Consider the following 25617-nt stretch of genomic DNA (forward strand, 5'->3'; position numbering starts at 1 on the left):
TTGGGGAGAGCGGCGTCGTAGGTTTGCCATCATGGCCACCCGTACGCCCAAGGGCGCAGCGAAGGGCCCGGCGAAGCGCACGACGTCGACCCGCACGCCCCCCGCCAAGCGGGCCGCCCCGTCGAGGACGAAGCGACCCGCGCCGGCCCGCAAGACCAACGCGACGCATCCGGACCCGATCACGTGGGTGTTCACGATGATCGGCAAGCTCATCGTCGGGCTGTGGATGCTCGTGGCCAACGGCATCGGGGGAGCGGCGAGAGCCCTCGGCAAGGGCGCGCGCGAGCTCGACCCGGCGCACCGGCGCGACGGCGTCGGCCTGGCGGTGCTCGGCGGCGCGATCGTGCTGGCCGCGATGACGTGGCGCGACGCCAAGGGCGCGGTGTCCCAGGTCGTCGACATCGTCATGCACGGGGTCTTCGGGTCGCTGGCCTGGGCGCTGCCGTTGCTGCTCGGGCTGCTGGCCTGGCGGTTCCTGCGCCACCCCGACCAGAACGCCGACACCGGCCGCATGGTCATCGGCTGGAGCGCCCTGCTCATCGGCATCCTGGGCGTCATCCACGTGGCGGGCAACGTGCCCTACCCCTCGGGTGGCAAGGGCGACGGCATGGACAAGGTGTCGCAGGCCGGTGGCATCATCGGCTTCATCGTGTCGGCGCCGCCGCACAGCATCCTGCCGCCGTTCATCACGATCCCGCTGCTGATGCTGCTGTCGGGGTTCGGCATCCTGGTGATCACCGCGACGCCGGTGCACCGCATCCCGGAGCGGCTGGCCGAGCTGCAGCACATGCTGTTCCAGAAGGGCGCTCCCGGCAGTGCGCCGGTCAGGAAGCGCACGCGCAAGCCGTCGGGTCCCGAGGTCGGCGACACCGTCAAGCCGTACGACACGCCGGTGGTCACCGAGACCAAACGGCCGGACCACTCGCCCGAGATCGTGCCGGGCCTGGTCGACGCCGAGGAGGAGCAGGGCGAGGCACCGCGCAAGCTGGAGCCGCCCGAGCCCTCGCCCGCGCCGCGCAAGGTCGAGCAGCTCGTGCTCTCGCCCCAGGCCGGGCCGTACGTCCTGCCCGATCTGCAGACGCTCAAGACGGGCAGTGCGCCCAAGCCGCAGACCAAGGCCAACACGACGGTGGTCAACGCGCTGACCAGTGTGCTGGAGCAGTTCACGATCGACGCGCAGGTGATCGGGTTCACCCGGGGGCCGACCGTCACGCGCTACGAGATCGAGCTCGGGCCGGGCATCAAGGTGGAGAAGGTCACCGCGCTCACCAAGAACATCGCCTATGCCGTGAAGTCGGCGGACGTGCGCATCCTGTCCCCGATTCCCGGCAAGTCGGCGATCGGGGTGGAGATCCCGAACGCCGACAAGGACCTGGTCTCGCTCGGCGACGTCCTGCGCTCGCAGGTCGCCCAGGCCGATCATCACCCGATGATCGTCGGACTGGGCAAGGATGTCGAAGGCCGAACGATCGTGGCGAACCTCGCCAAGATGCCGCACCTGCTCATCGCGGGCGCGACCGGCGCGGGCAAGTCCGTCTGTGTGAACGGCCTCATCACCTCGATCCTGATGCGCGCCACGCCTGACGAGGTACGCATGGTGCTGGTCGACCCCAAGCGCGTCGAACTCAGTGTGTACGAGGGCATCCCGCATCTCATCACGCCGATCATCACCAGCCCGAAGAAGGCCGCCGAAGCCCTCGAATGGGTCGTGGGCGAGATGGACAGGCGTTACGACGACCTGGCCGCCAGCGGGTTCCGGCACGTCGACGAGTTCAACAAGGCCGTGCGTGCGGGCAAGCTGGTGCCGCCGCCGGGCAGCGAACGCGTCTACCAGCCCTACCCGTATCTCCTGGTGATCGTCGACGAGCTCGCCGACCTCATGATGGTCGCGCCGCGTGACGTCGAGGACTCCATCGTGCGCATCACGCAGCTGGCCCGTGCCGCCGGTATCCACCTGGTCATCGCCACCCAGCGACCTTCGGTCGACGTCGTCACCGGCCTGATCAAGGCCAATGTGCCCTCGCGCCTGGCCTTCGCCGTCTCCTCGCTCACCGACTCGCGCGTCATCCTCGACCAGCCGGGCGCCGACAAGCTGGTCGGCCAGGGCGACGCGCTGTTCCTGCCGATGGGCGCCTCCAAGCCGCTGCGCCTGCAGAACGCGTTCGTCTCGGAGAAGGAGATCGCCGAGATCGTCGCGCACTGCAAGACGCAGATGCAGGCCGAGTACCGCGACGACGTCGCCGTGGTCGCGGTCAAGAAGGAGATCGACGAGGACATCGGCGACGACCTCGACGTCCTGATCCAGGCGGCCGAGCTGATCGTCACCACGCAGTTCGGCTCGACCTCGATGCTGCAGCGCAAGCTCAGGGTCGGCTTCGCCAAGGCGGGCAGGCTCATGGACCTGCTCGAATCGCGTGGCGTCGTCGGGCCGAGCGAGGGTTCGAAGGCGCGTGAGGTGCTGCTCAAGCCCGATGACCTGCCCGGACTGCTGGCCGACCTGCGCGGCGAGTGACCCCGGCGGCATTCCTCCCCCTGATAGCTGGTTGAATAGGGACCACTACGCAGCGTCAGGGGCGGGGAGGCGTTTGTCGTGAAAGAACAGAGCATCGGGGCTGCGCTCGCGGAGGCGAGACGCACGGCGGGGCTGACGGTGGGGCAGCTCAGCGCCACCACACGCATCAGGGAGGCGCTGCTCTACGCCATCGAGCGTGACGACTTCTCGCTGTGCGGGGGCGATTTCTACGCGCGCGGGCACATCAGGAGCATCGCCAAGGTCGTGGGGCTCGACCCGGAGGCGATGGTCCACCTCTACGACGAGCAGCACGGGGGTGTGCCGCTGCCGGTGCGGGCCGCGACCGTGTTCCAGACCGACCGCAAGGTCAAGCTGCGCGAGCGGCGCGGCCCCAACTGGACGACCGCCCTGGCCGTCGCCCTCGCCATCGTGGTCGTGTTCGGCGTCGTGCGGGTGATGGGCGGTTCCGGGCAGACGCCGACGGCGGAGATACGACAGGTCGCCAGTGTGCCGACCGTGCCGCCCAATCTGCCCGTCTCGGCCGCCCCGCGCCCGCCTGCGAAAGCACAATCCACCACCAAGCCCAGCAATATGGTGGTAGTTACGGCAAAGGCTAAAAGATCGGCTTATCTGAGTGTCCGGGACGCCAAGGGTCGCCGAATCTTCGCCGGCACCTTGCGTAAGGGCAAGAGCGGCACGTTCCGCGCCAAGTCGGAGGTGAGAGTGCTCATAGCCGACGGCAGCGCCGTATCCGTGCAGGTCAACGGCAGAAATCTCGGCACGCTCGGCGACACGGGCGAGACCGTGCGGCGCTCGTTCGGCCCTACGGCCCCACGCCGACGCTGACGAGAAGGGGGGAGGTGCGCCGGGTAGTGGCCAACTCCCGATACCGTAGTGTTCACCATGTCTTCCCGCCGAACAGCATCGCTGATCACACTGGGCTGCGCGCGCAACGAGGTCGATTCCGAAGAACTCGCCGCGCGACTTGAGGCTGCCGGTTGGCAGCTCGGAGACGACGACCCCGATGTCGTCGTCGTCAACACGTGCGGCTTCATCGACTCGGCCAAGAAGGACTCCATCGACACTCTGCTGGCCGCCGCCGACTCCGGGGCCAAAGTGGTCGCCGCGGGATGCATGGCCGAGCGCTACGGCAACGAGCTCGCCTCGGCGCTGCCCGAAGCCAGTGCGGTGATCTCCTTCGACGACTACACCGAGATCGGTGAGCGCCTCGACGACGTGCTCGCGGGCAAGTCGCTCAAGGCGCACACGCCGCGTGACCGCCGCACCCTGCTGCCCATCTCGCCGGTGGCCCGCGCCGCCGCGCCCAAGACCAACATCCCCGGCCACGGTGACCTGCCCGACGGGCTCGCGCCCGCCAGCGGGCCCCGTGTGCTGCGCAAGCGGCTCGACGAGAGCCCGGTGGCCTCGCTCAAGCTCGCCTCCGGCTGCGACAGGCGCTGCACCTTCTGCGCCATCCCGGCCTTCCGCGGCGCCTACGTCTCGCGCCAGCCGCAGGACCTGCTGGCCGAGGCCGACTGGCTGGCGCACCGGGGCGTGCGCGAGCTCGTCCTGGTGTCGGAGAACTCCACCTCCTACGGCAAGGACCTCGGCGACCTGCGGGCGCTGGAGAAGCTGCTGCCCCAGCTCGCGGCCATCGAGGGCATCGAGCGGGTGCGCGCCAGCTATCTGCAGCCCGCCGAGCTGCGTCCGGGCCTGCTCGACGTGATCGCGGGCACCGAGGGCGTCGCCGCCTACTTCGACCTGTCCTTCCAGCACGCCAGCGGTTCCGTGCTGCGTCGGATGCGGCGTTTCGGCGACCCGAAGCGCTTCCTCGACCTGTTGGAGATGGTCCGCGACCGCGCCCCCGAGGCCGGTGTGCGCTCCAACTTCATCGTCGGTTTCCCCGGTGAGACCGACGAGGAGTTCGGCGAGCTGGTCGGCTTCCTGGAGGAGGCCAGGCTCGACGTCATCGGCGTGTTCGGCTACTCCGACGAGGACGGCACCGAGGCCGCCGGGTTCGAGGGCAAGCTCGACCAGGAGATCGTCGACGAGCGGGTGCGCATCCTCACCGAACTCGCCGAGGAGCTCACCTCCCAGCGGGCCGAGGACCGCATCGGCACCGAGGTCGACGTGCTCATCGACGAGGACCTCGGCGACGGGGGCTACGAAGGCAGGGCCGCGCACCAGGGCCCCGAGGTCGACGGCTCGGTCACGGTGCAGGGCATCGGCCTGGTGCCGGGCCAGATCGTCCGCGCGGTCGTGGTCGACGCCGAGGGGGTCGACCTGATCGCGCGTATCAAGGCCGGTCCATGACCAAGGACGAGCGCCGCGTGGTGAGCCCGTGGAACATCGCCAACGTCCTCACGGTGCTCAGGATGGCGCTCGTCCCGTTCTTCGTCGTCTGTATGTTCCTGCCGGGCAACGGGTGGCGACTGGGCGCGCTCGTGGTGTTCGCCGTCGCCTCGCTCACCGATCATCTCGACGGTGAGCTGGCCAGGCGCTACGGGCTCGTCACCGACTTCGGCAAGATCGCCGATCCGATCGCCGACAAGGCGCTCACCGGCGCCGCGCTGGTCAGCCTGTCGTGGCTGGGCGAGCTGCACTGGTGGGTCACCCTGCTGATCCTGACCAGGGAGCTCGGCATCACGCTGCTGAGGTTCTGGGTGATCAAGGACGGCGTGATCCCCGCCAGCTACGGCGGCAAGATCAAGACCGTGCTGCAGATCGGCGCGATCATGTTGTACCTGCTGCCGGGCATTCCGCCGCTGCTTCGCGGCGCGGTGATGGGCCTGGCCGTTCTCGTGACGGTGGGCACCGGTGTCGACTACGTCGTGCGTGCCGTACGGCTGCGCCAGGTGGCCAGGCAGGCCAGGGCGCAGTGAGTGCCGCGTCGCCGGGCGGGACGAGGGTGGCGCGCCTGCTCAAGGCGGCGCGTGAGGCGGGCGTGACGGTGGCCGTGGCCGAGTCGCTGACCGGCGGGCTCATCGGAGCCGCGATCACCTCGGTGGCGGGCGCCTCCTCGGTGTTCAGGGGCGGGGTGATCTCCTATGCGACCGAGCTGAAGCGCGACCTGCTGGGCGTGCCCGGCGCGTTGCTCGAACGCGAGGGCGCGGTGCATCCCGAGGTGGCGGCGGGCATGGCGGCCGGTGTCATGCGCGTGTGCGGCGCCGACTACGGCCTGGCGGTCACCGGGGTGGCCGGTCCGCAGCCGCAGGACGGACAGCCGGTCGGCCGGGTGCACGTCGCCGTCGCCGGTCCCGGCGCCCGAATCTGGCACAGATCCCTGAATCTACGGGGGTCACGCGAGCAGATCAGGGTAGAGACCGTGCACGAGGCCGTTGATCTGCTAACAGGTGTGCTGGAGGCGAACGTGGGGGAACATTCCCGATGATTACCGTGTTACGTCCCCAGCGAACATGCGATACACGGTCTGACGCGCTGTCGGTGGATACGGGTACGGTGGAGCTGTGAGTGAGGTCCGTGAGCCATTGACAAGCGAAAGCCCGGCGGGCGGGCCCAGAGCGGCCGTCGGCCGCCAGAAGATGACGGCGAGGAGTATGTACGGAGCGAAGAAGAAAACTGGCGAAGCGCCGCCTATCAAAGCGATCGCGCGGGGCGTGGCCAAGGCCTCGGTCCCGGGGAGGGAGCGACAGATGATCCTGCTGCGTCAGCTGCTCGGTGACGTGCTGCGGCGGCTGAGAGTGCGGCAGGGGCGCACTCTTCGTGAGGTTTCGACGCTGGCCCGTGTCTCGCTCGGATACCTGTCCGAGGTGGAGCGAGGTCAGAAGGAGGCGTCCTCCGAGCTGCTCGCATCCATTTGCGGCGCTCTCGGTGTTCCCCTCTCCCAGGTGCTGCGCGAGGTTTCCGACCAGTTCGCACTCGCCGAGCTTCAGGCCGCCCCCGTGCTGGCCGATGTGCCCGAGCGTGAGCGTCTGCCGCTGGCCGAGACGGTGCCGGGTTCGATGTCCGAGCCGCTGTTCCCCGAGGTCAAGGACATGGTGGCCGCCTGACGACCCCTCAGGGCCGATAGGGCTCGCCAGGCTGGCAGCGGGCGCACCAGAAGATGAGGCGCTCCTGCGTTCCAGCCCCCATTTCCGTACGACCGATGCGCGTGCCGCATCGGTGACAGGGCCGTCCGGTCCTGCCGTATACCCACGTCCGGAACCCCGGTCGTCGATCACCCGTGGTGACGACCTCCCAGCGATCCCATCGTGGATCCACACCGGCCGCGACGGTCATGGCCTCGACCTCGCGCTCCCCGGCGTCCGCGCCGGCGACGGCTCGCCGTTCCATCGGGACCGTCCACCGACGACCTCCCGCGCCCCCGGACCGCCTCCCAGCCGCTCGTGAACCACCCTCCCGCGGTGGTGCAGGCTCGCCGACATTGGCCGCCAGCAGGCGTTGCGCCAGCGTGACCACGCCCTCCAGATCATCGACCTCGCCCACGGGCCGCCACGGCGACAGCCCGCTGAGGAACAGCGTCTCCGCACGGTAGATCGTGCCGATGCCCGCCAGATTGCGTTGGTCGAGCAGCGCCTCGCCGATCGTCACGCCGGGTTTCTCGCGCAGCCGCAGCACCGCCTGGGCCGGGTCCCAGCCGGGGCCGAGCAGGTCGGGGCCCAGATGGCCGACGACCCTGTCCTCGTGCTCGGTGCGCAGCAGGTCCACCATGCCGAGCCTGACCCCTGTGGCCTGCCATTCGGCATTGGCCAGGATCAACCGGACGATGTCGCCCGGCGCCGAGCGGCGGCCGTGCTCGGCGATGCGCCATGAGCCGTCCATCCGCAGATGCGTGTGCACGGTGAGCGCGCCTTCGACCCGGGTGAGCAGGTGCTTGCCGACGGAGACGGTCTCCAGCACCCGCCGGCCCGTGAGGTCGGCGGTGGCATGCCTGGGCACCCGGAAGTCGGATCTGGTCAGCGCCCGCCCGTCGAGGGCGGCGCCGAGCCTGCGCGCGGTTCTGTGGACGGCGTCTCCCTCTGGCATGCCGTCCAGTCTAGAAAAGAGCCGAGCGCCGGATCAGTCCCAGGCGGCGGGGTCGGCCGACAGGCTGCGCACGCTCTCCGGCAGCGCGCCGGTGGCGACGTGCTCCAGCGTCACCTCCTCCAGGATCGCGCGCTCGCTGGCCCGCAGGGCGATCCAGACGGTCTGCAGGGCCTCGGCGGGTCCCCGGTAGCCGACGTGCTCGGGCCGCTCCCCCCTGACATTGGCGAGGGGGCCGTCGACGGCCCTGATGACATCGGCGAGTGAGATCTCGGAGGCGGGACGGGCCAGCACATAGCCGCCTTCGGGGCCGCGCTGGCCACGGACCAGACCGGCCCTGCGCATCTGGAGGAGGATGTTCTCCAGATACTTGGGCGGCATGTCCTGCTCCTTGGCGAGCTCACCCACCGTGGTGGGGCCCGCTCCGGCGGCGGCCAGTTCGGCGGCGGCTCGGAGGGCGTAGTCGACACGAGCGGAAAGACGCATGTAACCGATTATCCCGCCTGGCCAACACTGGTTAGCCGCAAGGCCACCACAACGGGCAGATGATCTGAGTACGGCACGTGCGGAACGTCGGCGGACACCGCGCTCACCCCTTCGCCGAGCAGGACATGATCGATACGTTCGACCGGCCGGTCGGCCGGTGAGGTGGGCGGGTCGCCCATCGCCAGCAGCGGGTCGTTCAGCCCCGCGGCCAGCAACGTTTTCATTCCGGCGTCACCGTGACGCAGGTTGAGGTCGCCCGCGACGACCACCGGCAGACCGTCCGCCCGCAACCCGGTCACCAGGTCGGCCACGTGCCGGGCCTGCTCGTCGGGAGCCTGCAGATGCGTGTTGACGAGCGCGACCTGCCTGCCGCCCACCTCCAGCACGACGGTCTGGGCCTGCGCGCCCGTCGCCTTGCCGTACGCGGGCAGGGGGTGGCCGGCGATCCGGGTGATCGGCAGGTTGGTCAGGACGGCGTCGCCCCACAGCCGGTCGGCGGCCGGGGCGAACACGTGGCGCATGCCGAGGCCCTTGGCGATCCGGGCCAGGTCGTCGTGCCCGCCGTTGAGCAGCCAGCCCCGGTCGACCTCGCTGAGCAGGACGACATCCGGCCTGCGTCCGGCGGCCCACGAGGCGATGGCGTCGAGCGAGAGCCTGCCGTCGAGGCCGAAGCCCATCCGTATGTTGTAGGCGACCAGCGTGAACGTGTCGCGCCGCACGGCCTGCACGGCGGGAGCGGGCCCGCTCCAGACCAGACCCACGGCCAGGGCGAGAACCAGCGAGACGGCCAGGAAGGCGCCGACACCCCGCGCGGACGGACGCGGCGGCGCCGCAGAGTCGGCAGGCGTCCTGAGGAGCACCACCGCCACCCCGAACGCCACCCCGATCGGCACCACGACGTTCGGAAAGCCGAGCACGATGTCGTAGGCGGCGTAGTACACGAATGTGGCGACCAGGAACAGGAGCATCCCGGAGAGCACCGCGACTCCGGGCCTGCGTGGCGCCCGGCCGGTCAGGGCCAGCGTGCCGAGCCCCCAGCCGAGCGCGGCGGCGAGAAGTTGCGCGACGCCCGCCCAGCCGCCCAGCGCGCACCCCAGCGAACCGCCCAGCACCAGCACCGCACCGATCCATCGCCCGTACGGCACCAGCCCGGCCAGGAACGTCGCGCCGAGCAGCCAGGCGGCGGCCAGGGCCTGACTACCGGCTGCGAGCGGAGCAGGATCCGGCGGTGTCAGGCCGTACATGCCCACCAGCAGCAGAACAGGCCCGAACAGCACCCAAACCCCAGAAGGGGCCAATTCGTCCGTCACAGGCGGCGTCAGGCGCGCACAGGCGGTCACCAGCGCCCCGCACACGATGATCACGCCGATCCACGGCCCCACACCGTCGCGCCAGACCAGATCGACGCCGCCGAGCAGCAGATGCGCCGTCACCGCGACGGCCACCCCGCCCGTGAGCCCGGCGGGCACGTCCGCACGGGCCAGGGTGCGGGCGCAGCCGTACAGGAAGATCAGGCCCGCGCTCACCGCGACCGAGGACAGGTAGAGCTGCGCCGGACCACCGGGGAAGGCCTGCAGGGCCACGCGGAGCAGAGCGAGGGCGATCCCGGAGACGATCAGATTCAGACGCGGGTGAAAAAGGGCGGCGATGAAGGGGACGAGAAACCATACAGCCGCGTAGGCTCCCATGAGCTCGGCAGGCGTCTCTCCGGCCCGCCCGAACAGGGTGATCAGCGACGGCAGAAACACACGGAGAACGTCGAAGAGGACGACGACGCCAAGCCCGAGCAGTAAGACCGGGCCCCGGGAAATGGGCATGAGCCATCCTCATGTCGGCCTGTCCAGGCTGGCAAGGCGCATGAGCGCTAAACTTCCAACAACATTGATGAATTGACGGTGGGAAACAGCGTGGAGCGACGTCCTGGTGTGCCCAGATTGCTGCGGGAGATCAACGACAGGGCCGCTCTGGAGCTGCTCCTGACGTCTGGCCCGATGACCAGAGGCCAGATCGGCGAGATGACGGGCCTGTCCAAGGTGACCGCCTCGCAGACGCTGGCCAGGCTCGAGGAGCGTGGCCTGGTCGAAGTGGTCGGCGAGCAGGGCGGTGGCAGAGGGCCCAATGCCGCGCTCTACTCGGTGGTCTCGACCTCCGCGTATGTCGCCGGCCTCGACGTCGGTCCCGAGCTCGTCTCCACGACCATCGCCGACATCCACGGCCGCACGGTCGCCGAGGTCACCGTCTCGCCCAACGGGCACGACGATCCCGTCTCGGTCGTGCACAGCGCCGTGGTCAAGGCGTGCAGGAGTGCCAGGGTGGCGCTGACCAAACTGCGCGGCGTGGTCATCGGCACGCCGGGCGTCGTCGACCCGCGCAGCGGCGACGTGCGCTTCTCCTTCGACCTGCCGGGCTGGCACGAGGGCATCCACGAGGCGCTCGCCCGTGACCTGCGGCGCGAGGTGACGATCGAGAACGACGTCAACCTCGCCGCCATCGCCGAGCGCGAGTCGGGAGCGGCCAGGGGAGCAGACGACTTCGTGCTGCTGTGGGCCGGCCGTGGGCTCGGCCTCGCGGTCGTGCTCGGCGGCAGGCTGCACCGCGGCAGGTCGGGCAGCGCGGGCGAGATCGGCTATCTGCCGGTGCCCGGCGTGCCGCTGGCCGAGGAGGTCGTCGTGGTGCCTGGCCGGCTGCCGACGCTGGCCGGAGGTCTGCAGTCGCTGGTCAGCTCCGAGGCCGTGACCGGTCTGGCCAGGCGTCACGGGTTCGAGGGCACGAGCGCGGCCGAGTGCGTCGAGGCCGCGGTGGCGGCGGGGCGCGCCGGTGAGGCCATGCTCGACGAGGTGGCCTCGCGGCTGGCGCTCGGCGTCGCCTCGGTGTGCGTGGTGCTCGACCCCGGCATGGTCGTCCTGGCAGGAGAGGTCGGCCATGCCGGGGGAGCTGCGTTGACCTCCCGAGTGGAGGAGGCGGTCGCGAGGATCTGCCCGATCAGGCCCGAGGTGGTCACCACCAAGGTCGAGCAGAATGCGGTCCTGCACGGAGCCGTCCTCGCGGCCCTGGACCAGGCCCGCGAGGAACTCTTCAGCTCCTGAGGCTCGCGGCTAGGCCGTGAGCAGTTCGACGGCGGCCTGGGTGTTGGCCCGGGCCGCCCCGTAGGTGGCGATGTAGGCGGCGCTGTCCGGCCGCCAGATGGGCAGGCCCATCTCGATCACCGTGGCGTCGGCCCTGGCCGCGACCAGTCGCGAGACCAGCGCCTGCGACTCGGCGTAGCGGTGGGCGTCCTTGACCACGACGACCAGCGAGCGGTCCTTGGCCAGGGCCAGCAGCGCGCTCTCGTCGGCGTCGCCCGGCTTGACCCGGACGATCTCGGCGTCGGGCAGCCACGGAGCCACACCCCACGGCACGTCGCCGACGGCGATCGTGGGCGGCGTGTCGATCTCGACGACCAGCGGGTCGACCAACGGAGCGGCCTGGCCGGTCAGCTGCACCGCACGCCGGGCGGCGTGCAGCCCGACCACGGTCTGCTCCGACACGGCGCCGTCGCCCGAGCCGAACCACGCGCGCAGGGCGGCGGTGCGGGCCGCGGCCTCCTCCAGGCGGGCCAGCGGGAGGCGCCCGTCCTTGACGGCCGCGACGATCCCGTCGATGACCTTCAGGACCTCCTCGTACGGCGGGATCGGCCCGAGGCAGAGCAGGTCGGATCCGGCGGCCAGCGTCTGCACGGCGCCTCCGGCCAGGCCGACGGTGTCGGTGATCGCGTGCATGTCGAGCGCGTCGGTGACGACGACGCCCTGGTAGCCGAGTTCGCGTCGCAGCAGCCCGGTGAGCGCCGCTGCCGACAGCGTCGCCGGGATGTCGCCGGTCACCGAGGGGACCGCGACGTGAGCGGTCATGATGGACTTGGTGCCCGCGTTGATCGCCGCCTGGAAGGGCACGAGCTCACGCTCACGCAGCACGTCCAGCGAGACGTCGACGACGGGGACGGCCAGATGCGAGTCGACGCGCGTGGCGCCGTGGCCGGGGAAGTGCTTGACGCAGGCGGCGACGTTGACCGACTGCAGGCCCTGTACGGCGGCCACCGTGTGCCTGGCGACCAGGGCGGTGTCGTTGCCGAACGAACGGGTGCCGATCACCGGGTTGTCGTCCTCGGTGTTCACATCGGCATCGGGCGCCATGTCGAGATTGATCCCGCAGGCTGCCAACTCCGAGCCGATCGCCCGGTAGACGCGGTGGGTGAGCTCCACGTCGTCCACCGCGCCGAGCGCCGCGTTGCCCGGGTACGGGCTGCCGACGTGGTAGGCGAGGCGGGTGACGTCGCCGCCCTCCTCGTCGAGCGAGATCACCGGGTCGCCCGCTGCCTTGAGCGCCTGGGTGAGCCCGGAGAGCTGGGCGTTGTCGTGGACATTGAAGCCGAAGAGCGTCACGCCGCCGAGACCGTTCTCCAGCTCGCGGAGAATCCAGTCCGGTGCGGTGGTGCCCTGGAATGCTACGAGCAGCGTGCCGGCCGCGAGGCGACGCAGCCCCCGATCACTCTGACTCATGGTTCCTCATCACATGGGAGAAGCAGGGTTCGTACGGCCCGCGCCCAGCGCTCTGACGCGTGTGGCGAGCCGTACCCCCTGCGGGTGGGCAGGGTGAGGTACGGCTCGCGCAGTGGGTGAGCGCGAGCCGTACGAGGCACCTGGAAAAGGTCAGCCCTTGACGGCGCCGGCGACGAGGCCGGAGACCATTCGGCGCTGGACCAGGAGGAAGAAGATGACGACAGGGATCGTCATCATCGTCGAGGCCGCCATGATGGCGCCCCAGTCCGTGCCACGCTGGCCGAAGAAGAACCTCAGGGCGACCGGCATGGTGTAGCCGGTGGAGTCGTTCATCAGGATCAGCGCGAAGACGAACTCGTTCCACGCGGTGATGAACGAGAAGATGCTGGTCGCGACCAGACCGGGGGCGACCAGCGGGAACAGCACCTTCCAGAAGGTGGTGAACCTGGTGGCGCCGTCGATCCAGGCGGCCTCCTCCAGCGACTTGGGCACGGCGGCGACGAAGGTGCGCAGCATCCAGATGCCGAAGGGCAGGGTGAGGCCGACGTTGATCACGATCAGGCCGAGCAGCTGGTCATACAGGCCGAGGCGCTTGACGCTCAGGAACAGCGGGATCAGCAGCGCTTCCGCGGGGATCATCTGCACGATGAGCAGCAGGATCAGGAAGGTGTTGCGACCCTTGAAGCGGAACCTGGCGATGGCCGTGGCCGACAGCAGGGCGAAGACCGCGCCGATGAGCACGGTCGCCAGTGCCACGATCGCGCTGTTGCGCATGTAGACCCAGATCGAGTTCCCCGCCACACCCTCGGTGAGGATGCGCTCGAGGTGGTCGAACGTGAACTCCGTCGGGAACGGAATGAAGTCCGTGGTGAAGATCTGGTCATTGGTCTTGAAGGCGGTCGAGACCATCCAGTACACGGGGAAGACCGCGAACAGGAACACCAGCACACCGGCTGTGTTCAGTGCGATCTTGTTCAGCCGCTTGCGTGCGAGCGGGGTCATGACACCTCCTCCGACTTGACCATCTGCCGGATGTAGACAGCGGTGACAATGAGCAGGATCACTGTCAGCACCACCGCGATGCCCGCACCGATGCCCATCTTGGGCGGGGCCTTGAAGGCCTCGGCGAAGGAGTAGATCGACAGGTTGAACGCCTCACGGTTGGTGGGGCCGTTCGTCAGGACGTAGAGCTGGGCGAAGACCTTGAAGTCCCAGATGATGGACAACACGGTCAGCACCGAGAAGACCGGCTTGAGCATGGGGAAGGTGATCTGCCGGAAGATGCGCCAGCCGGTGGCGCCGTCCACCTTCGCGGCCTCGTAGAGCTCGGTGGGAATGCCCTTGAGCCCGGCGAGGACCGATACCGCGACGAACGGGAACGAGGCCCAGACCACACAGATCGTGAGGATCGTGTAGAGCGGCAGCACGTCGTTCAGCCACGGCTGACCGGTCCAGTCCGACCTGCCGAACAGCAGGTTGGAGAACCAGTCGGGAAGCATGTTGAGCGACCAGTTGATGATTCCGGCCTCGGAGTCGGCCAGCCACTTCCAGATGACGCCCTGGGCGATCGGAGGGACGGCCCACGCCGACATGATGCCGATGATCACGAACGTGGACATCCGCTTGCTCAGCTTGTTGAGCAGGACGCCGACCGCGGTGCCGAGCACCAGGGTCAGGGGCACTGCGACCAGAGCGAAGAGGAGGGTGTTGCGAAGCGAGGACCAGAAGATGTCGTTTTCGAAGATCTGCTGGAAGTTCTTCCAACCGACCCACTCGGCCGGCACGCCACGGCTGATCGTCCTCAGGCCGATGTTCTGGAAGGCCATGACGGACATCTGGAACAACGGGTAGATCAGCAGGATGGCGATGACCAGCACGCCGGGGATGAGCAGCACATAGGGGACCGCCCAGTTGGGCAGTCCGCTGGCCTTGGCCGGTCGGCTTGCCCTTCGGCGGCCCCGGTCCGGGGTGGGGGGGTTGCCCCCACCCCGGGCGCGAGTAGTCGTGTTCGTCATAGTTACGACTGGTTCAGAATCTCTTCGAGTTCCTTGTTGGCCTTGGCGAGCGCGTCGTCAGCGCTGGCCTTGCCCTCGATGACCGAGCGGGCCGCGTTCTGCAGAACGGCCTTGGTCTCGTTGGCCTCGGTCCAGTTCGGGTCGGCCGGGAAGGCCTTGGCCTTCGCGAAGGCGAGGGCGAACGGGGCCTGAGCCGGGTCGTCGGCCAGCTTGGAGAGCTGGTCGGTGTAGATCGGCAGCAGACCGCCTTCCATGGCGTAGCGGCCGGCCCACTCCTTGTTGGTCGCCAGCTTCAGGAACTCGGTGGCGAGCTCCTTGTTCTTGGCGTCCTTCCAGAGGGCGATGTCGTTGCCACCGAAGAACGCGGGGGCCTCGCCGCCGGCCTTCGCGGGCAGCGGGAAGAACGCGAGCTTGTCGCCCTTCAGCTTGCCGTTGGAGTCCTTCTCGATGCCGGACAGGTCCCACGAAGCCGTGAGGTACATGCCGACCTTGTTGTTGGCGAAGCGCGTACGGATGTCCGTCGTGTTCTGCGTGAGACGCGACTTGCTGGACAGGCCGTCCGTCACCAGGCTGGTGTAGGTGGCGAAGCCGTTCTTGAAGGCGGGGTCGGTGAGCTTGCCGACCCAGGCGTCGCCCTCCTTGAGGGCGTACTCGCCGCCCTCGCTCCAGGCGAGCGAGGCGAGCAGGTGGTTGGCGTCGGAGCCGCCGTTGAAGGCGAAACCGTCGACGTCCTTGCCCTTCTCGGCCTGGACCTTCTTGGCCGCGGCCACGACCTCGTCCCAGGTCTTCGGGACCTCGATCTTGAGCTCCTTGAACCAGTCCGCGCGGTAGAGCACAGCGCGCGTGCCGCCACCCCACGGCAGGGCGTAGACCTCGCCGTCGATGGTCTCAAGACCCTGAAGGTTCTTCGGGATCTCGGCCTGCTCGCCGGCGCCGACGATGGCGGTGACCGGCTCCAGGGCGTCCTGGCTCTGCCACAGCGGCACCTGGTCGTTACCGATCTCGGTGACGTCCGGGCCGGCGCCACCCGCGGCGGCGGCGGTGAACTTGTCGTTGACCTGCGGCCACGGCACCCACTCGACCTTGACCTTGGCGCCGGTCTCCTTCTCGAAGGCGGCGACAAGCTCGTCGGTGTACTTCTGTGCGGCGGGGTTGGTGTCACCAAGACGCCAGAAGGTCAGTTCCTGACCGGCGAACTTCGGACCGGCCGCCGTGGTGGCGTCGGCCTGCGGCGTGCTGGCAGGGGTCTCAGGCTCGCTGGAGCCACAAGCGGCCAGGCCAAGGGCCAGGGCGGCCGTGGTGACCGTCGTGGCCGTGATCTTCGCGATCCTCACTAGGGTTCTCCCTTCCCGGCTTACGCGTCGGGGTTTGCGCTCATCGGTGCCGGCTCAGGCGATCCGCACCAGGTGGAGACGTCAGTTCTGCGAATCCCGGAGCTTTGATCGTCAAGCTGTGATCGTCAGCTCCAAGGACTGCTGCTAAACTAACAAGAAACTTTCTTAAAAGAAACAGGTGTTAGCTGATCGTGACGAGAGGAGGAGCATCCATGACCCGGAGCCCGGGAACCCCACGGTTGCTACGTAGGCTGAATGACCGCTCGGCACTGGAGCTCCTCCTGGCTGACGGCCCGCTGACGCGTGCTGAGCTGGGGGAACGCACCGGGCTCTCCAAGGTAACCGCTGGACAGTTGTTGTCACGTCTAGAGGAACGAGGTCTCGTTCAGGTCACGGGTGAGCGTGCCGGAGGCCGTGGGCCCCACGCCGCCTTGTACGGCGTGGTTCCGTCGAGTGCCTATGTCGCCGGGCTCGAAGTTCTGCCCGACAGCGTTACAGCGGGTGTGGCCGACATCACAGGTAAAATTGTTGTCGAGGTCACTGTCGACCCCTCCGAAGGCAAAGATCCGGTCAGGACAGTGCAAGGCGCCGTCCAACGGGCCTGTGATACCGCCAACGTCGACATGTCCCAGCTTCGCTCCTTCGTCATAGGCACCCGAGGAGTGGTCGACCCGCGCAGCGGAGACGTGCGATTCTCCTACGACCTGCCGACCTGGCACGTCGGGGTGCTCGCCAGCCTGCGCGAACGCCTCGGCGCCTCCGTGCTCATCGAGAATGACGTCAACCTAGTGGCGCTGGCCGAACATCGCTATGGGGTGGCCAGAGGTCAAGATGATTTCGTTGTCATTTGGGCCGGTGTCGGACAGGGACTCGGCGTCATGCTCGGCGGCCGGCTGCACCGCGGCATCACCGGTGGCGCGGGCGAGATCGGCTGGCTGCCGGTGCCCGGGGAGCCGCTTCCCGCCGATGTCTCCCAGCCGCAGTCGGGCTCCTTCCAGCGCCTGGTCGGGCACGAGGCGCTGAGCGGGCTCGCTGCCATGCACGGTGTGGGCGGCCGGTCGGCGGCCGAGCACGTGCGGATGGCGGTCGCGCACCACGACAACCCCTTCCTCGACGAGGTGGCCGGCCGGCTGGCCGTCGGCGTGGCCGCGGTGGCGGTCGTGCTCGACCCCGGGCTGATCGTGCTCAGCGGCGACATCGGCAGGGCCGGAGGGGCCGAGCTGGCCTCCCGGGTCGAGGCCGCCGTCGCCCGGATCTGCCCGTCGCAGCCGACCGTCTCGGCCACCGGCGTGGCGGGCAATCCGGTGCTGCGCGGAGCGCTCGTCGCAGCCCTCGAACAGGCCCGTGAGCAGGTCTTCTCCGACACTGTGTGATCGATCCTGTGATCGGCGAGGCGGGAACGGCGGTGCTCGGGGGCGCCGCCGTTCTGTGTGAGAATTTTGGGCTATGCGTTCAGAAGACGGCTCCATTGTCCTGATCTCCGACCCGCAGGTGTCCGCCGTTCCGGTGCGCGAGTCCGGCGAACCTCTGCAGGACGTACGCGGCCGGTTGCGCGTCGACGACCGGCTCGCCGACGCCGAAGGCGCCTACGCGCATCTGCGGGCCGGGCTGCTGCGGCGGCTGGAGCTGGCCCAGAGCCGCCTGCCCGCCGGGCACCACCTGCTGATCGTCGAGGGCTATCGGCCGATCGCCACCCAGCGGCGCTACTTCGACGACTACCGCGACTCGCTGGCGCCCCAGCACCCCGGCCTGCCCGCCGCCGAGCTGCACGTCCTGGCCAGCAGGTACGTCTCGCCGGTCGACGTCGCACCGCACACGGCGGGAGCCGCGGTCGATCTGACGTTGTGCTCCGACGACGGGGTCGAACTCGACATGGGCACCGCCGTGAACGACAACCCCGAGGACAGCGCGGGCGCGTGCTACACGGCCTCGCCTGACATCTCCGGCCTGGCACGTTCCCATCGCAAGATCCTCGGCGCGGCGCTGGAGTCGGCCGGGCTGGTCAACTATCCGACCGAGTGGTGGCACTGGTCGTACGGCGACCGCTACTGGGCCCTGACGACAGGCGCCGCGCATGCGAGCTACGGGCCGGTGGAGCTGCCGCGGGACTGACGCGACCGGAGCCGCGCGCCCGTGTCAGAAGGGATAGCGCACGCCGGTGAGCTCCTCCGACACCGACCACAGCCTGGCCGCGGTCGCGGTGTCCTTGGAGGCGGCCGAGGAGTCGACGATCCTGGGGTAGCCCCGCGACTCCATCAGGCCGTCGGGTCCCACATAGGAGCCGGGCGGCAGGTCGCGCACCGTCGAGGCGTAGAGCAGCGGCAGCGAGCCGCGCTCGGCGCTCTGCGCCACCAGCGCGTTGCCGATGCGGGCGGCGACCTCCATCAGCCTGTTGCCGGTCATCCTCGCGCCCGCCGTCTGCAGGTTCGTCGCGGCGAAGCCCGGGTGGGCGGCCACGCTCAGCAGCCCGGTCTCGGCGGCCCTGCGCTGCAGCTCGTAGGCGAACAGCAGATTGGCCAGCTTGGACTGGGAGTAGGCCGCCCAGCGGTGGTAGCCGCGCTCGCCGCCCAGGTCGTCGAAGTCGATGCGGCCCGCCCGGTGCATGCCGCTGCTCACGGTCACGACCCTGGGCGCCGCGCTGCGCATCAGCGCGGGCAGCAGCAGTCCGGTCAGGGCGAAGTGGCCCAGGTGGTTGGTGCCGAACTGCATCTCGAACCCGTCGGCCGTCCTGCGGTGCGGCAGTGCCATCACGCCCGCATTGTTGACCAGCAGGTCGACGCTCCCGGTGAACAGCGCGGCGAACTCCCGCACCGAGGACAGATCGGCCAGATCCAGTCTGACCACCTCGACCTCGGCATGCGGCACGGCCTTGCGCATCCTGTCGCGCGCGGTCGCGCCCTTTTCGGTGTCGCGGCAGGCCAGCACGGTCACCGCGCCCCTGCGGGCCAGCTCTCCCGCCGTGATCATCCCGATGCCGCTGTTGGCGCCGGTGACGATCGCTGTGCTACCCGACAGATCCGGAATGTCGGCTGCAGTCCACCCCATGGAATGCCCTCCTTCGACGATCTGCCTCACGCTATCCCCCCAGCCGCCGGACCGCGTTCCACATCGTGACCGACTGATTCCCCGACCGGGACTCGAATGAGGACACCCCCACATGGATGACCCCATTCACCCCACTGCTCCTCCGGCTGCTCGGCCCCCCGCTCACGACTGACCTCATTCAGCCGCCGCCTGTGGTCACGCCCGCAACCTCAGCCCCCGAGGCGTCGGATGGAACCCGGCCGCCTCCAGCGCCGCCCCCAGCGGCGAGTCGTTGATCGAGGCCCCGTCGGCCCGCTCCACGGTCAGCTTGCCCAGCGCCCCATCGCGTACGGCCAGCGCCAGCGCGTCCACGGCGGGCTGCAGGCGCTCGTCGTCGGCGAAGGACAGCAGGGACTTGCCGCCGCGCTCGACATACAGCGTGAGGAAGCCGTCGACCAGCACCACCAGCGCCCCGGCCTTGCGCCCCGGCTTGTGGCCGATGTCGCCGGGATGGCTCGGCCACGGCAGCGCGGCGCCGTAGGGATTGGCGGGGTCGGCGGCGGCCAGCACCACCGCACGCCTGGTCGGCTCGCGGGTCGCGCCCCAGGCCTCGGCGGCCTTCGGCCCGGCGTCAGGCGCCATGGCCCGCATGCGGTCGACGGCTCCGGGCAGGGCGAACTGGGCGCCGCCCAGGCCCTCGACGAAGTAACCCCGGCGGCAGCGCCCGCTCTCCTCGTAGGCACGCAGCACCTGATAGACACCGGCGAACCCGCCGGGGATGCGCTCGGCCATGACCGCGCCCCTGGTCACCACGCCGTGCCGCTCCAGCAGCACCTCGGCCTGCGCCTGGGCCCGCTGGGTGGCGTCGGGCGAAGGCTCGGGCAGCAGCCACCAGCGCCCGGCCACCGTGGGCGGGCCCGACCGGGTGGGCAGCACGGCACGCCGCCGTCTGCTGCTCGCGGCCGGCCGGTGCGCCGGGCGGCCCGAGCCGAGTGCGGCACGCAACGGCGCCAGCGTGTCGCCCGACACCCGGCCGCCCCACACCAGATCCCACAGCGCCGTGGACACGGCCGCGTCGTCGAGCGCCCCGGTCCGGTCGGCCAGCGCGCGGAAGAACAGCGCGCCACCGCCGCCGAGCAGCTCGACCAGCTGATCGTGCAAGGGCGTCATGGTGATCGGCGCGGGCTCGGGCAGCAGCAGGGGCGCGGTGTCGGAGAAGTACAGCCCGATCCAGCCGTCGCCGCCGGGCAGCGAGCCGTGCCCGGCCCACATCACCTCGCCCGACGCCGTCAGCTCGTCGAGCATCGCGGGGGAGTAGCCGGGCACCCGCGAGGGCAGCACCAGCGTCTCCAGCGCCGATGCGGGCACCGCGGCGCCCTGCAACTGCTCCAGGGCCGCGACCAGCGCATCCATGCTCCTGGCCGCCCCGCCACTCGCCTTGCCGCCGATCGCGGCCATGCCATGCCAAGCGGGTGCGAACAGGGCCAGCGTCTCGGGCGCGACCGGCTCGACCTCCTTGCGCAGCCGGGCCAGCGAGCGCCTGCGCAGCAGCCGCAGCACACCGGCGTCGCACCACTCCTCGCCCCTGCCGCCCGGCCTGAACTCCCCGTTGACCACACGGCCGGAGGCGGCGAGCCTGCGCAGCGAGTCGCTCACCACGGCGGCGCCGAGCCCGAACCGCCCGGCGGCCGTGCTCGCATGGAACGGCCCCCGGGTGCGGGCGTGCCTGGCCAGCAGATCGCCCAGAGGATCGGCCACCGGCTCGAGGAAGGCATGCGGCACCCCGACCGGCAGCGGCACGCCGAGCGCGTCACGCAGCCTGGCGGCGTCCTCGACGGCGGCCCAGCGCTCCTCACCGGCGATCCTGACCCGCAGCGCCCTGCGCGAGCGCTCCAGCTCGTCGAGCCAGGCCGGGTCGCCCTCGCGCAGCCCGACGTCCTCGGCCACCAGCGGGCCGTGCGTGCGCAGCAGGTCGGCCAGGTCCTCCAGATCGCGCAGGGGACGGTCGAGCCTGGCCAGCTCACGCTCGGCGTCGGCGATGACATCGGGATCGAGCAGCTCACGCAGGTCGGCCTGACCGAGCAGCTCGGCCAGCAGCGCGGTGTCGAGCGTCAGCGCCTGCGCCCGGCGCTCGGCCAGCGGTGCGTCGCCTTCGTACATGAACGCACCGATGTAGTGGAACAGCAACGCCGCCGCGAACGGCGAGGCCTGCGACGTCTCCACCTCCACCACCCGCACCCGCCGCGCCGCGATGTCCCGCATGAGCTCGACCAGCCCCGGAACGTCGAAGACGTCCTGCAGGCACTCGCGCATGGTCTCCAGCACGATCGGGAACGAGGAGTACTGCCCGGCCACGGTCAGCAGGTGCGCGGCACGCTGGCGCTGCTGCCACAGCGGCGTGCGCCTGCCCGGACTGCGCCTGGGCAGCAGCAACGCCCGCCCGGCGCACTCACGGAAGCGCGAGGCGAACAGCGCCGAGCCGCCCAGCTCCTCCACCACGATCTGCTCGATCTCCTCGGCGTCGAAGGCGGCCACGTCGGAGGGCGGCTCGGACAACGTGTCCGGAATGCGGAGCACGATCCCGTCGTCGGAGTGCACGGCCTGCACGTCGACGCCGTAGCGCTCGCGAAGCCGCCTGCCGATCGCCAGCGCCCACGGCGCGTGCACCCGGGCCCCGTAGGGCGAGTGGATCACCACCCGCCAGTCGCCGAGCTCGTCGTGGAAGCGCTCGACCAGCAGCGTGCGGTCGTCGGGCACATAGCCGGTGGCCTCGCGCTGCTCCGCGAGGTAGGACAGCAGATTGGCCGCCGCATAGGCGTCGAGCCCGGCGGCGAGCAACCGCTCCCCGGCCTCCGGCTTGACCGCCTCACGCAGGAACGCGCCGATGGCACGGCCGAGCTCGGCCGGTCTGCCCATCATGTCGCCGTGCCAGAACGGCAGCTTGCCCGGACGGCCAGGCGCGGGCGAGACCAGCACCCTGTCGGCGGTGATGTCCTCGATGCGCCACGAGGTCGCGCCGAGCACGAACACGTCTCCGGCCCGCGACTCGTAGACCATCTCCTCGTCGAGCTCGCCCACCCGTGAGGCCTTCTCGCCGACGAGGAAGACGCCGAACAGGCCGCGGTCGGGGATCGTGCCGCCGTTGGTCACCGCCAGGCGCTGGGCGCCCGGCCTGCCGCGCAGCACGCCCGTCACCCTGTCCCACACGATGCGCGGCCTGAGCTCGGCGAACTCCTCGCTGGGATAGCGGCCGGCCAGCATGTCGAGCGTCGCCTCCAGCGCGGTGCGCGGCAGGGTGGCATAGGGGGCGGCACGCCGTACGAGGGCCTCCAGGTCGTCCAGGGGCCAGTCGTCGAGTGCGGTCATGGCGACGATCTGCTGGGCGAGCACGTCGAGGGGGTTGCGCGGGTAGCGCATCTCCTCGATCTGGCCGCTCTTCATGCGCTCGGCGACGACGGCGGTCTGGATCAGGTCGCCACGGTACTTGGGGAAGATCACGCCCTTGGACACCGCGCCCACCTGGTGGCCCGCCCTGCCGATGCGCTGCAGGCCGCTGGCCACGCTCGGCGGCGCCTCCACACAGGCGACCAGGTCGACCGCGCCCATGTCGATGCCGAGCTCAAGGCTGGAGGTGGCGACCACGGCGGGCAGCCTGCCCGCCTTCAGCGCCTCCTCGATCTGCGAGCGCTCCTCCTTGGACACCGAGCCGTGGTGTGCGCGCACGATCTCGGGGACCGTGCCCTTGCTCGCCCCCGCCTGCGCCATCAGCTCGGCGGGAACGGCGTCGACATACAGAGCCTCGGGGCCTTCGGCGCGCTCGTAGGCCAGCTCGTTGAGCCTGGTCGACAGGCGCTCGGCCAGGCGGCGCGAGTTGGCGAACACGATCGTCGAACTGTGGGCCTCGATCAGGTCGAACAGCCGCTCCTCGACATGCGGCCAGATCGAGCGCTGCGGCTGGTCATCGCCGCCGCCCTCCATCGCGGTCATGTCTTCGACGGGGACGACGACCTCGACCTCGATCACCTTGTCCGACGGCGGCTGCACGACGGTCGCGGGACGCGTGCCGCCGAGGTAGGAGGCCACCTCGCTCACCGGCCTGACGGTCGCAGACAGGCCGATGCGCTGGGCCGGGCGCTCCAGCAGGGCGTCGAGGCGCTCCAGGCTCAGCGCGAGATGCGCGCCGCGCTTGGTGGCGGCCACCGCGTGCACCTCGTCGACGATCACGGTCTCGACACCGCTCAACGCCTCGCGCGCCTGGCTGGTCAGCAGCAGGAACAGCGATTCGGGAGTCGTGATGAGAATGTCGGAGGGCCGGTTCGCGAAGCGCCTGCGCTCCTCGGCCGGGGTGTCGCCCGAACGGATCGAGACCGACACGTCGGGCACCGCGACGCCCAGCCTCCTGGCCGTCTGCCTGATGCCGGCCAGCGGCGCGCGCAGGTTGCGCTCGACGTCGACGGCCAGCGCCTTCAGCGGCGACACGTAGAGGACGCGGCAGCTCTTCTTCCCCTCCGGCGCGGGTGTGGTCGCCAGCCGGTCGAGCGACCACAGGAACGCGGCCAGCGTCTTGCCCGACCCCGTCGGCGCGACCACCAGCGTGTTGTCTCCCCTGGCGATCGAGGCCCACGCGCCCTCCTGGGCGCTCGTCGGCGCCTCGAAGGCGCCGGCGAACCACTGCCTGGTCACATTGCTGAAGTGCTCGAGCGCGCTCACGTGCCCATACTGCCTTCCGCCACCGACAGAAACCGCAAGGGGGCTCCCCGTCACCGAGGTGCCCGTTCAGGAGATTGTCGCCCCCGTGCGCGGTTGAGCCCGCGCGGCCATGGAGATACAGCGGGTGAGGTGAGCGTCAGTGAGCATCGACCCCGGGGCCATCGAGGCCACACGCGAGCACATACGGCAGACCTATCTGAGCGAGCGCCGCCCACTGTCCAGTGCGCGCGGTCTGCATCATTTCGCCCTGCTGTCGTCGGACGTCGAGCAGACCGTCCGCTTCTACCAGGAGTTGCTGGAGTTCCCGCTCACGGAGATCTTCGAGAACCGCGACTACAAGGGGTCCAGCCACTTCTTCTTCGACGTCGGCAACGGCAACCTGCTGGCCTTCTTCGACTTCCCCGGCCTCGCACTCGGCCCCTACGCCGAGGTGCTGGGCGGACTGCACCACATCGCGATCTCGGTCGACCCCTCGACCTGGGAACGGCTGCGCGGCAAGCTGGAGGCGGCGGGCGTGCCGCACCAGATCGAGAGCGGCGCCTCCATCTACTTCCGCGACCCCGACGGGACCCGCCTCGAACTGCTGGCCGACCCCTTGGGCGAGATGTACGGCACGAGCGTCGCCTAGAGCGCTGCTCCGGGCGCTAGCGGCGTGAGGCCCGTCTGCTGCGTGGCCTGCCGCTCTTCGGTTCCTGCCTGGCCTCCTGGTGCCGCTCGGCACGCTCGGCCTTCTGCTCGAGTACGGCCAGGCGCAGCTGGTGCTGGATCCTGTTGCGCCGGGCCTTGTTGGCTTTGGGGGGATTGGCCATGCCGGATGTTCTACCCACTGCCGGGGCGGTTCCATACTTGGGTGATGCGCCTGACCGACTTCTGGAATCGAATGCACGCCCACTTCGGTGAGGCCTATGCCGATTCGTGGGCGCACGACTACGTCATCGCGCCGCTCGGCGGGCGCACGGTCGTCCAGGCGCTGGCCGACGGTGAGAGCGCCAAGACCGTGTGGCGTGCCGTGTGCCAGGTGAGCGACGTGGCCTCCGGGCTGCGCTGAGCGCTGTCCTGCGGCCTCAGCTTTTACCTGCGACGGCGGCCCGCACCCGCTCGCGCAGCCACCTGTGCGTCTCGTCGGCGTCGTTGCGCGGGTGCCAGGCCATGCCGATCTCGATCGGCGGCAGTTCCAGCGGGATCTCGAACCCCGTGAGCCCCGGCCACCGCCAGCCCGGCGAGACCGGCGCCAGTCCCACCAGATCACCGGCTCCCACCACGAACAGCGCCGCCGCGTAGCTCGGCACCACGGCCGCGACCCTGCGCCGCAGCCCGAGCGCGGCCAGCCCCTCGTCCACGGGCCCGCGCGTCACCCCGCGCCGCGACACCCCGATGTGCCCGGCCGAGGCGAACCTGCGCGCGGTGACCTGCCGGGCCAGCAGCGGATGCCCCTCGCGCACCACGCCTCCGGCGCGCAGCGTCGTCAGCGGTTCGCGTACGGTCTCGGGGTCGACGTGGTCGAGCACGCCCACCTCCAGGTCGATCAGCCCCTCGCGCAGCGCGGCCGTGCCTTCGGCGGTGTCGGGCGCGAACCTGAGCGTCACACCCGGCGCCTCGGCGCGCACCGACTCGATCAGCCCCGCCGCGAGCCCCGCCAGCAGCACGTCGCCCATCTGCAGGGTGAACGTCCTGCTCAACGCCGCCAGATCGGGCGAGTACGCCGGTGTCAGCAGCCCTCGTGCCTGCCGTACCAGGGCGCGTACGGGGGCGCGTAGTTCCAGTGCCCTGGGGGTGGGGACGAGGACGCGGCCGGCGCGTACGAGGATCGGGTCGTCGAGGGCGCGGCGGATCCGGGCGAGCGTGCGGCTCATGGCCGGGGGAGAGGTGTGCAGCCGTTCGGCGGCGGCGGTGACGCTCTCGGTCTCCAGCAGGGCGTCGAGGGCGAGCAGCAGGTTGAGGTCGAGCTCCATGGCCTCTCCTTGGCGTGAGGTACGTCACGCGGATACGGCGGCAGGGGACGCCGGCCTTGGAGATTG

General features: G+C 70.1%; 22 protein-coding genes. 11 read left to right on the forward strand and 11 right to left on the reverse strand.

Features of this window, described 5'->3' with window-relative positions; all coding sequences use genetic code 11:
• Nucleotides 1-31: 31 nt before the first annotated feature.
• The 6 genes from ACTWNK_RS12065 (at nt 32) to ACTWNK_RS12090 (ending at nt 6522) form a co-directional block, all read left to right on the forward strand.
• Nucleotides 32-2512 (forward strand): DNA translocase FtsK, encoded by a 2481-nt coding sequence (locus ACTWNK_RS12065; protein WP_474303991.1) that lies wholly within the window; start codon nt 32-34, stop codon nt 2510-2512.
• A 78-nt stretch (nt 2513-2590) separates the two neighbouring features.
• Nucleotides 2591-3358 carry a helix-turn-helix domain-containing protein gene (locus tag ACTWNK_RS12070; protein WP_474303992.1) on the forward strand — a complete coding sequence of 256 codons (768 nt, stop codon included), beginning with the start codon at nt 2591-2593 and terminating at the stop codon, nt 3356-3358.
• A gap of 57 nt (nt 3359-3415) precedes the next feature.
• On the forward strand, nt 3416-4825 hold the full coding sequence (rimO, locus tag ACTWNK_RS12075) for a 30S ribosomal protein S12 methylthiotransferase RimO (RefSeq protein ID WP_474303993.1): 1410 nt from the start codon (nt 3416-3418) through the stop codon (nt 4823-4825).
• Nucleotides 4822-5394: a CDP-diacylglycerol--glycerol-3-phosphate 3-phosphatidyltransferase gene (pgsA, locus tag ACTWNK_RS12080; protein WP_474303994.1), complete on the forward strand. Its 573-nt coding sequence runs from the start codon at nt 4822-4824 to the stop codon at nt 5392-5394. Before rimO ends, pgsA begins: the two co-directional genes overlap by 4 nt.
• Nucleotides 5391-5903 (forward strand): CinA family protein, encoded by a 513-nt coding sequence (locus ACTWNK_RS12085; protein ID WP_474303995.1) that lies wholly within the window; start codon nt 5391-5393, stop codon nt 5901-5903. Before pgsA ends, ACTWNK_RS12085 begins: the two co-directional genes overlap by 4 nt.
• Before the next feature lie 262 nt (nt 5904-6165).
• Nucleotides 6166-6522 (forward strand): helix-turn-helix domain-containing protein, encoded by a 357-nt coding sequence (locus ACTWNK_RS12090; protein ID WP_474303996.1) that lies wholly within the window; start codon nt 6166-6168, stop codon nt 6520-6522.
• 7 nt (nt 6523-6529) lie between these two features.
• On the opposite strand, the gene ACTWNK_RS12095 is transcribed toward ACTWNK_RS12090, so the two are convergent.
• Genes ACTWNK_RS12095 through ACTWNK_RS12105 form a run of 3 tightly spaced genes read right to left on the reverse strand, consistent with a single transcriptional unit; the run spans nt 6530 to nt 9798 of the window.
• Nucleotides 6530-7498 carry a DNA-formamidopyrimidine glycosylase family protein gene (locus ACTWNK_RS12095; protein ID WP_474303997.1) on the reverse strand — a complete coding sequence of 323 codons (969 nt, stop codon included), beginning with the start codon at nt 7496-7498 and terminating at the stop codon, nt 6530-6532.
• 33 nt (nt 7499-7531) lie between these two features.
• The gene (locus tag ACTWNK_RS12100) at nt 7532-7981 is read right to left on the reverse strand and encodes an RrF2 family transcriptional regulator (protein WP_474303998.1); all 450 of its coding nucleotides are present in this window, start codon (nt 7979-7981) and stop codon (nt 7532-7534) included.
• An 8-nt stretch (nt 7982-7989) separates the two neighbouring features.
• Complete coding sequence (locus tag ACTWNK_RS12105; protein WP_474303999.1) at nt 7990-9798, reverse strand: endonuclease/exonuclease/phosphatase family protein; 1809 nt, start codon at nt 9796-9798, stop codon at nt 7990-7992.
• A gap of 90 nt (nt 9799-9888) precedes the next feature.
• On the opposite strand from ACTWNK_RS12105, the gene ACTWNK_RS12110 reads away from it, so the two are divergent.
• Entirely contained in the window at nt 9889-11067 is a 1179-nt protein-coding gene (locus tag ACTWNK_RS12110) for an ROK family protein (protein WP_474304000.1), read from the forward strand.
• A 9-nt stretch (nt 11068-11076) separates the two neighbouring features.
• Here ACTWNK_RS12110 and ACTWNK_RS12115 read toward each other — a convergent pair whose 3' ends face one another.
• The 4 genes from ACTWNK_RS12115 to ACTWNK_RS12130 form a co-directional block, all read right to left on the reverse strand.
• Complete coding sequence (locus ACTWNK_RS12115; RefSeq protein ID WP_474304001.1) at nt 11077-12516, reverse strand: glycoside hydrolase family 3 protein; 1440 nt, start codon at nt 12514-12516, stop codon at nt 11077-11079.
• Nucleotides 12517-12666: 150 nt separating this feature from the next.
• Nucleotides 12667-13518, reverse strand: coding sequence for a carbohydrate ABC transporter permease (locus ACTWNK_RS12120; RefSeq protein ID WP_474304002.1), 852 nt, complete (start codon nt 13516-13518; stop codon nt 12667-12669).
• Nucleotides 13515-14411: a carbohydrate ABC transporter permease gene (locus ACTWNK_RS12125; RefSeq protein WP_474304003.1), complete on the reverse strand. Its 897-nt coding sequence runs from the start codon at nt 14409-14411 to the stop codon at nt 13515-13517. The genes ACTWNK_RS12120 and ACTWNK_RS12125 overlap by 4 nt, the downstream gene beginning before the upstream one ends.
• A 122-nt stretch (nt 14412-14533) precedes the next feature.
• A complete protein-coding gene (locus ACTWNK_RS12130) occupies nt 14534-15865 on the reverse strand; it encodes an extracellular solute-binding protein (protein ID WP_474304004.1) in 1332 nt (443 codons plus the stop codon).
• 212 nt (nt 15866-16077) lie between these two features.
• Here ACTWNK_RS12130 and ACTWNK_RS12135 point away from each other — a divergent pair, with 212 nt between their 5' ends.
• The gene (locus tag ACTWNK_RS12135; protein ID WP_474304005.1) at nt 16078-17238 is read left to right on the forward strand and encodes an ROK family protein; all 1161 of its coding nucleotides are present in this window, start codon (nt 16078-16080) and stop codon (nt 17236-17238) included.
• Nucleotides 17239-17311: 73 nt separating this feature from the next.
• On the forward strand, nt 17312-17977 hold the full coding sequence (locus ACTWNK_RS12140) for a M15 family metallopeptidase (protein WP_474304006.1): 666 nt from the start codon (nt 17312-17314) through the stop codon (nt 17975-17977).
• Nucleotides 17978-18001: 24 nt separating this feature from the next.
• Here ACTWNK_RS12140 and ACTWNK_RS12145 read toward each other — a convergent pair whose 3' ends face one another.
• Nucleotides 18002-18910 (reverse strand): oxidoreductase, encoded by a 909-nt coding sequence (locus tag ACTWNK_RS12145; protein WP_474304007.1) that lies wholly within the window; start codon nt 18908-18910, stop codon nt 18002-18004.
• A gap of 195 nt (nt 18911-19105) precedes the next feature.
• Nucleotides 19106-23599, reverse strand: a complete 4494-nt coding sequence (locus ACTWNK_RS12150) for an ATP-dependent helicase (protein ID WP_474304008.1) — start codon at nt 23597-23599, stop codon at nt 19106-19108.
• A 139-nt stretch (nt 23600-23738) separates the two neighbouring features.
• Here ACTWNK_RS12150 and ACTWNK_RS12155 point away from each other — a divergent pair, with 139 nt between their 5' ends.
• Nucleotides 23739-24227: a VOC family protein gene (locus ACTWNK_RS12155; protein ID WP_474304009.1), complete on the forward strand. Its 489-nt coding sequence runs from the start codon at nt 23739-23741 to the stop codon at nt 24225-24227.
• Nucleotides 24228-24243: 16 nt separating this feature from the next.
• Here the strand turns inward: ACTWNK_RS12155 and ACTWNK_RS12160 are convergent, their stop codons facing one another.
• The gene (locus ACTWNK_RS12160) at nt 24244-24408 is read right to left on the reverse strand and encodes a hypothetical protein (protein ID WP_474304010.1); all 165 of its coding nucleotides are present in this window, start codon (nt 24406-24408) and stop codon (nt 24244-24246) included.
• A 44-nt stretch (nt 24409-24452) separates the two neighbouring features.
• Here ACTWNK_RS12160 and ACTWNK_RS12165 point away from each other — a divergent pair, with 44 nt between their 5' ends.
• A complete protein-coding gene (locus ACTWNK_RS12165; protein WP_474304011.1) occupies nt 24453-24647 on the forward strand; it encodes a DUF3046 domain-containing protein in 195 nt (64 codons plus the stop codon).
• Between the two features lie 16 nt (nt 24648-24663).
• Here ACTWNK_RS12165 and ACTWNK_RS12170 read toward each other — a convergent pair whose 3' ends face one another.
• Nucleotides 24664-25551 carry a LysR family transcriptional regulator gene (locus tag ACTWNK_RS12170; protein WP_474304012.1) on the reverse strand — a complete coding sequence of 296 codons (888 nt, stop codon included), beginning with the start codon at nt 25549-25551 and terminating at the stop codon, nt 24664-24666.
• Nucleotides 25552-25617 lie beyond the last annotated feature (66 nt).

Source organism: Nonomuraea sp. IBHARD001, from assembly GCF_056106265.1.

Bases quoted from the DNA above. Each gene is read 5' to 3' on its own strand.
- ACTWNK_RS12065 (WP_474303991.1), top strand. From the start codon at position 32: ATGGCCACCCGTACGCCCAAGGGCGCAGCGAAGGGCCCGGCGAAGCGC.
- rimO (WP_474303993.1), top strand. From the start codon at position 3,416: ATGTCTTCCCGCCGAACAGCATCGCTGATCACACTGGGCTGCGCGCGC.
- pgsA (WP_474303994.1), top strand. From the start codon at position 4,822: ATGACCAAGGACGAGCGCCGCGTGGTGAGCCCGTGGAACATCGCCAAC.
- ACTWNK_RS12090 (WP_474303996.1), top strand. From the start codon at position 6,166: ATGATCCTGCTGCGTCAGCTGCTCGGTGACGTGCTGCGGCGGCTGAGA.
- ACTWNK_RS12095 (WP_474303997.1), bottom strand. From the start codon at position 7,498: ATGCCAGAGGGAGACGCCGTCCACAGAACCGCGCGCAGGCTCGGCGCC.
- ACTWNK_RS12100 (WP_474303998.1), bottom strand. From the start codon at position 7,981: ATGCGTCTTTCCGCTCGTGTCGACTACGCCCTCCGAGCCGCCGCCGAA.
- ACTWNK_RS12105 (WP_474303999.1), bottom strand. From the start codon at position 9,798: ATGCCCATTTCCCGGGGCCCGGTCTTACTGCTCGGGCTTGGCGTCGTC.
- ACTWNK_RS12115 (WP_474304001.1), bottom strand. From the start codon at position 12,516: ATGAGTCAGAGTGATCGGGGGCTGCGTCGCCTCGCGGCCGGCACGCTG.
- ACTWNK_RS12120 (WP_474304002.1), bottom strand. From the start codon at position 13,518: ATGACCCCGCTCGCACGCAAGCGGCTGAACAAGATCGCACTGAACACA.
- ACTWNK_RS12135 (WP_474304005.1), top strand. From the start codon at position 16,078: ATGACCCGGAGCCCGGGAACCCCACGGTTGCTACGTAGGCTGAATGAC.
- ACTWNK_RS12140 (WP_474304006.1), top strand. From the start codon at position 17,312: ATGCGTTCAGAAGACGGCTCCATTGTCCTGATCTCCGACCCGCAGGTG.
- ACTWNK_RS12145 (WP_474304007.1), bottom strand. From the start codon at position 18,910: ATGGGGTGGACTGCAGCCGACATTCCGGATCTGTCGGGTAGCACAGCG.
- ACTWNK_RS12160 (WP_474304010.1), bottom strand. From the start codon at position 24,408: ATGGCCAATCCCCCCAAAGCCAACAAGGCCCGGCGCAACAGGATCCAG.
- ACTWNK_RS12165 (WP_474304011.1), top strand. From the start codon at position 24,453: ATGCGCCTGACCGACTTCTGGAATCGAATGCACGCCCACTTCGGTGAG.
- ACTWNK_RS12170 (WP_474304012.1), bottom strand. From the start codon at position 25,551: ATGGAGCTCGACCTCAACCTGCTGCTCGCCCTCGACGCCCTGCTGGAG.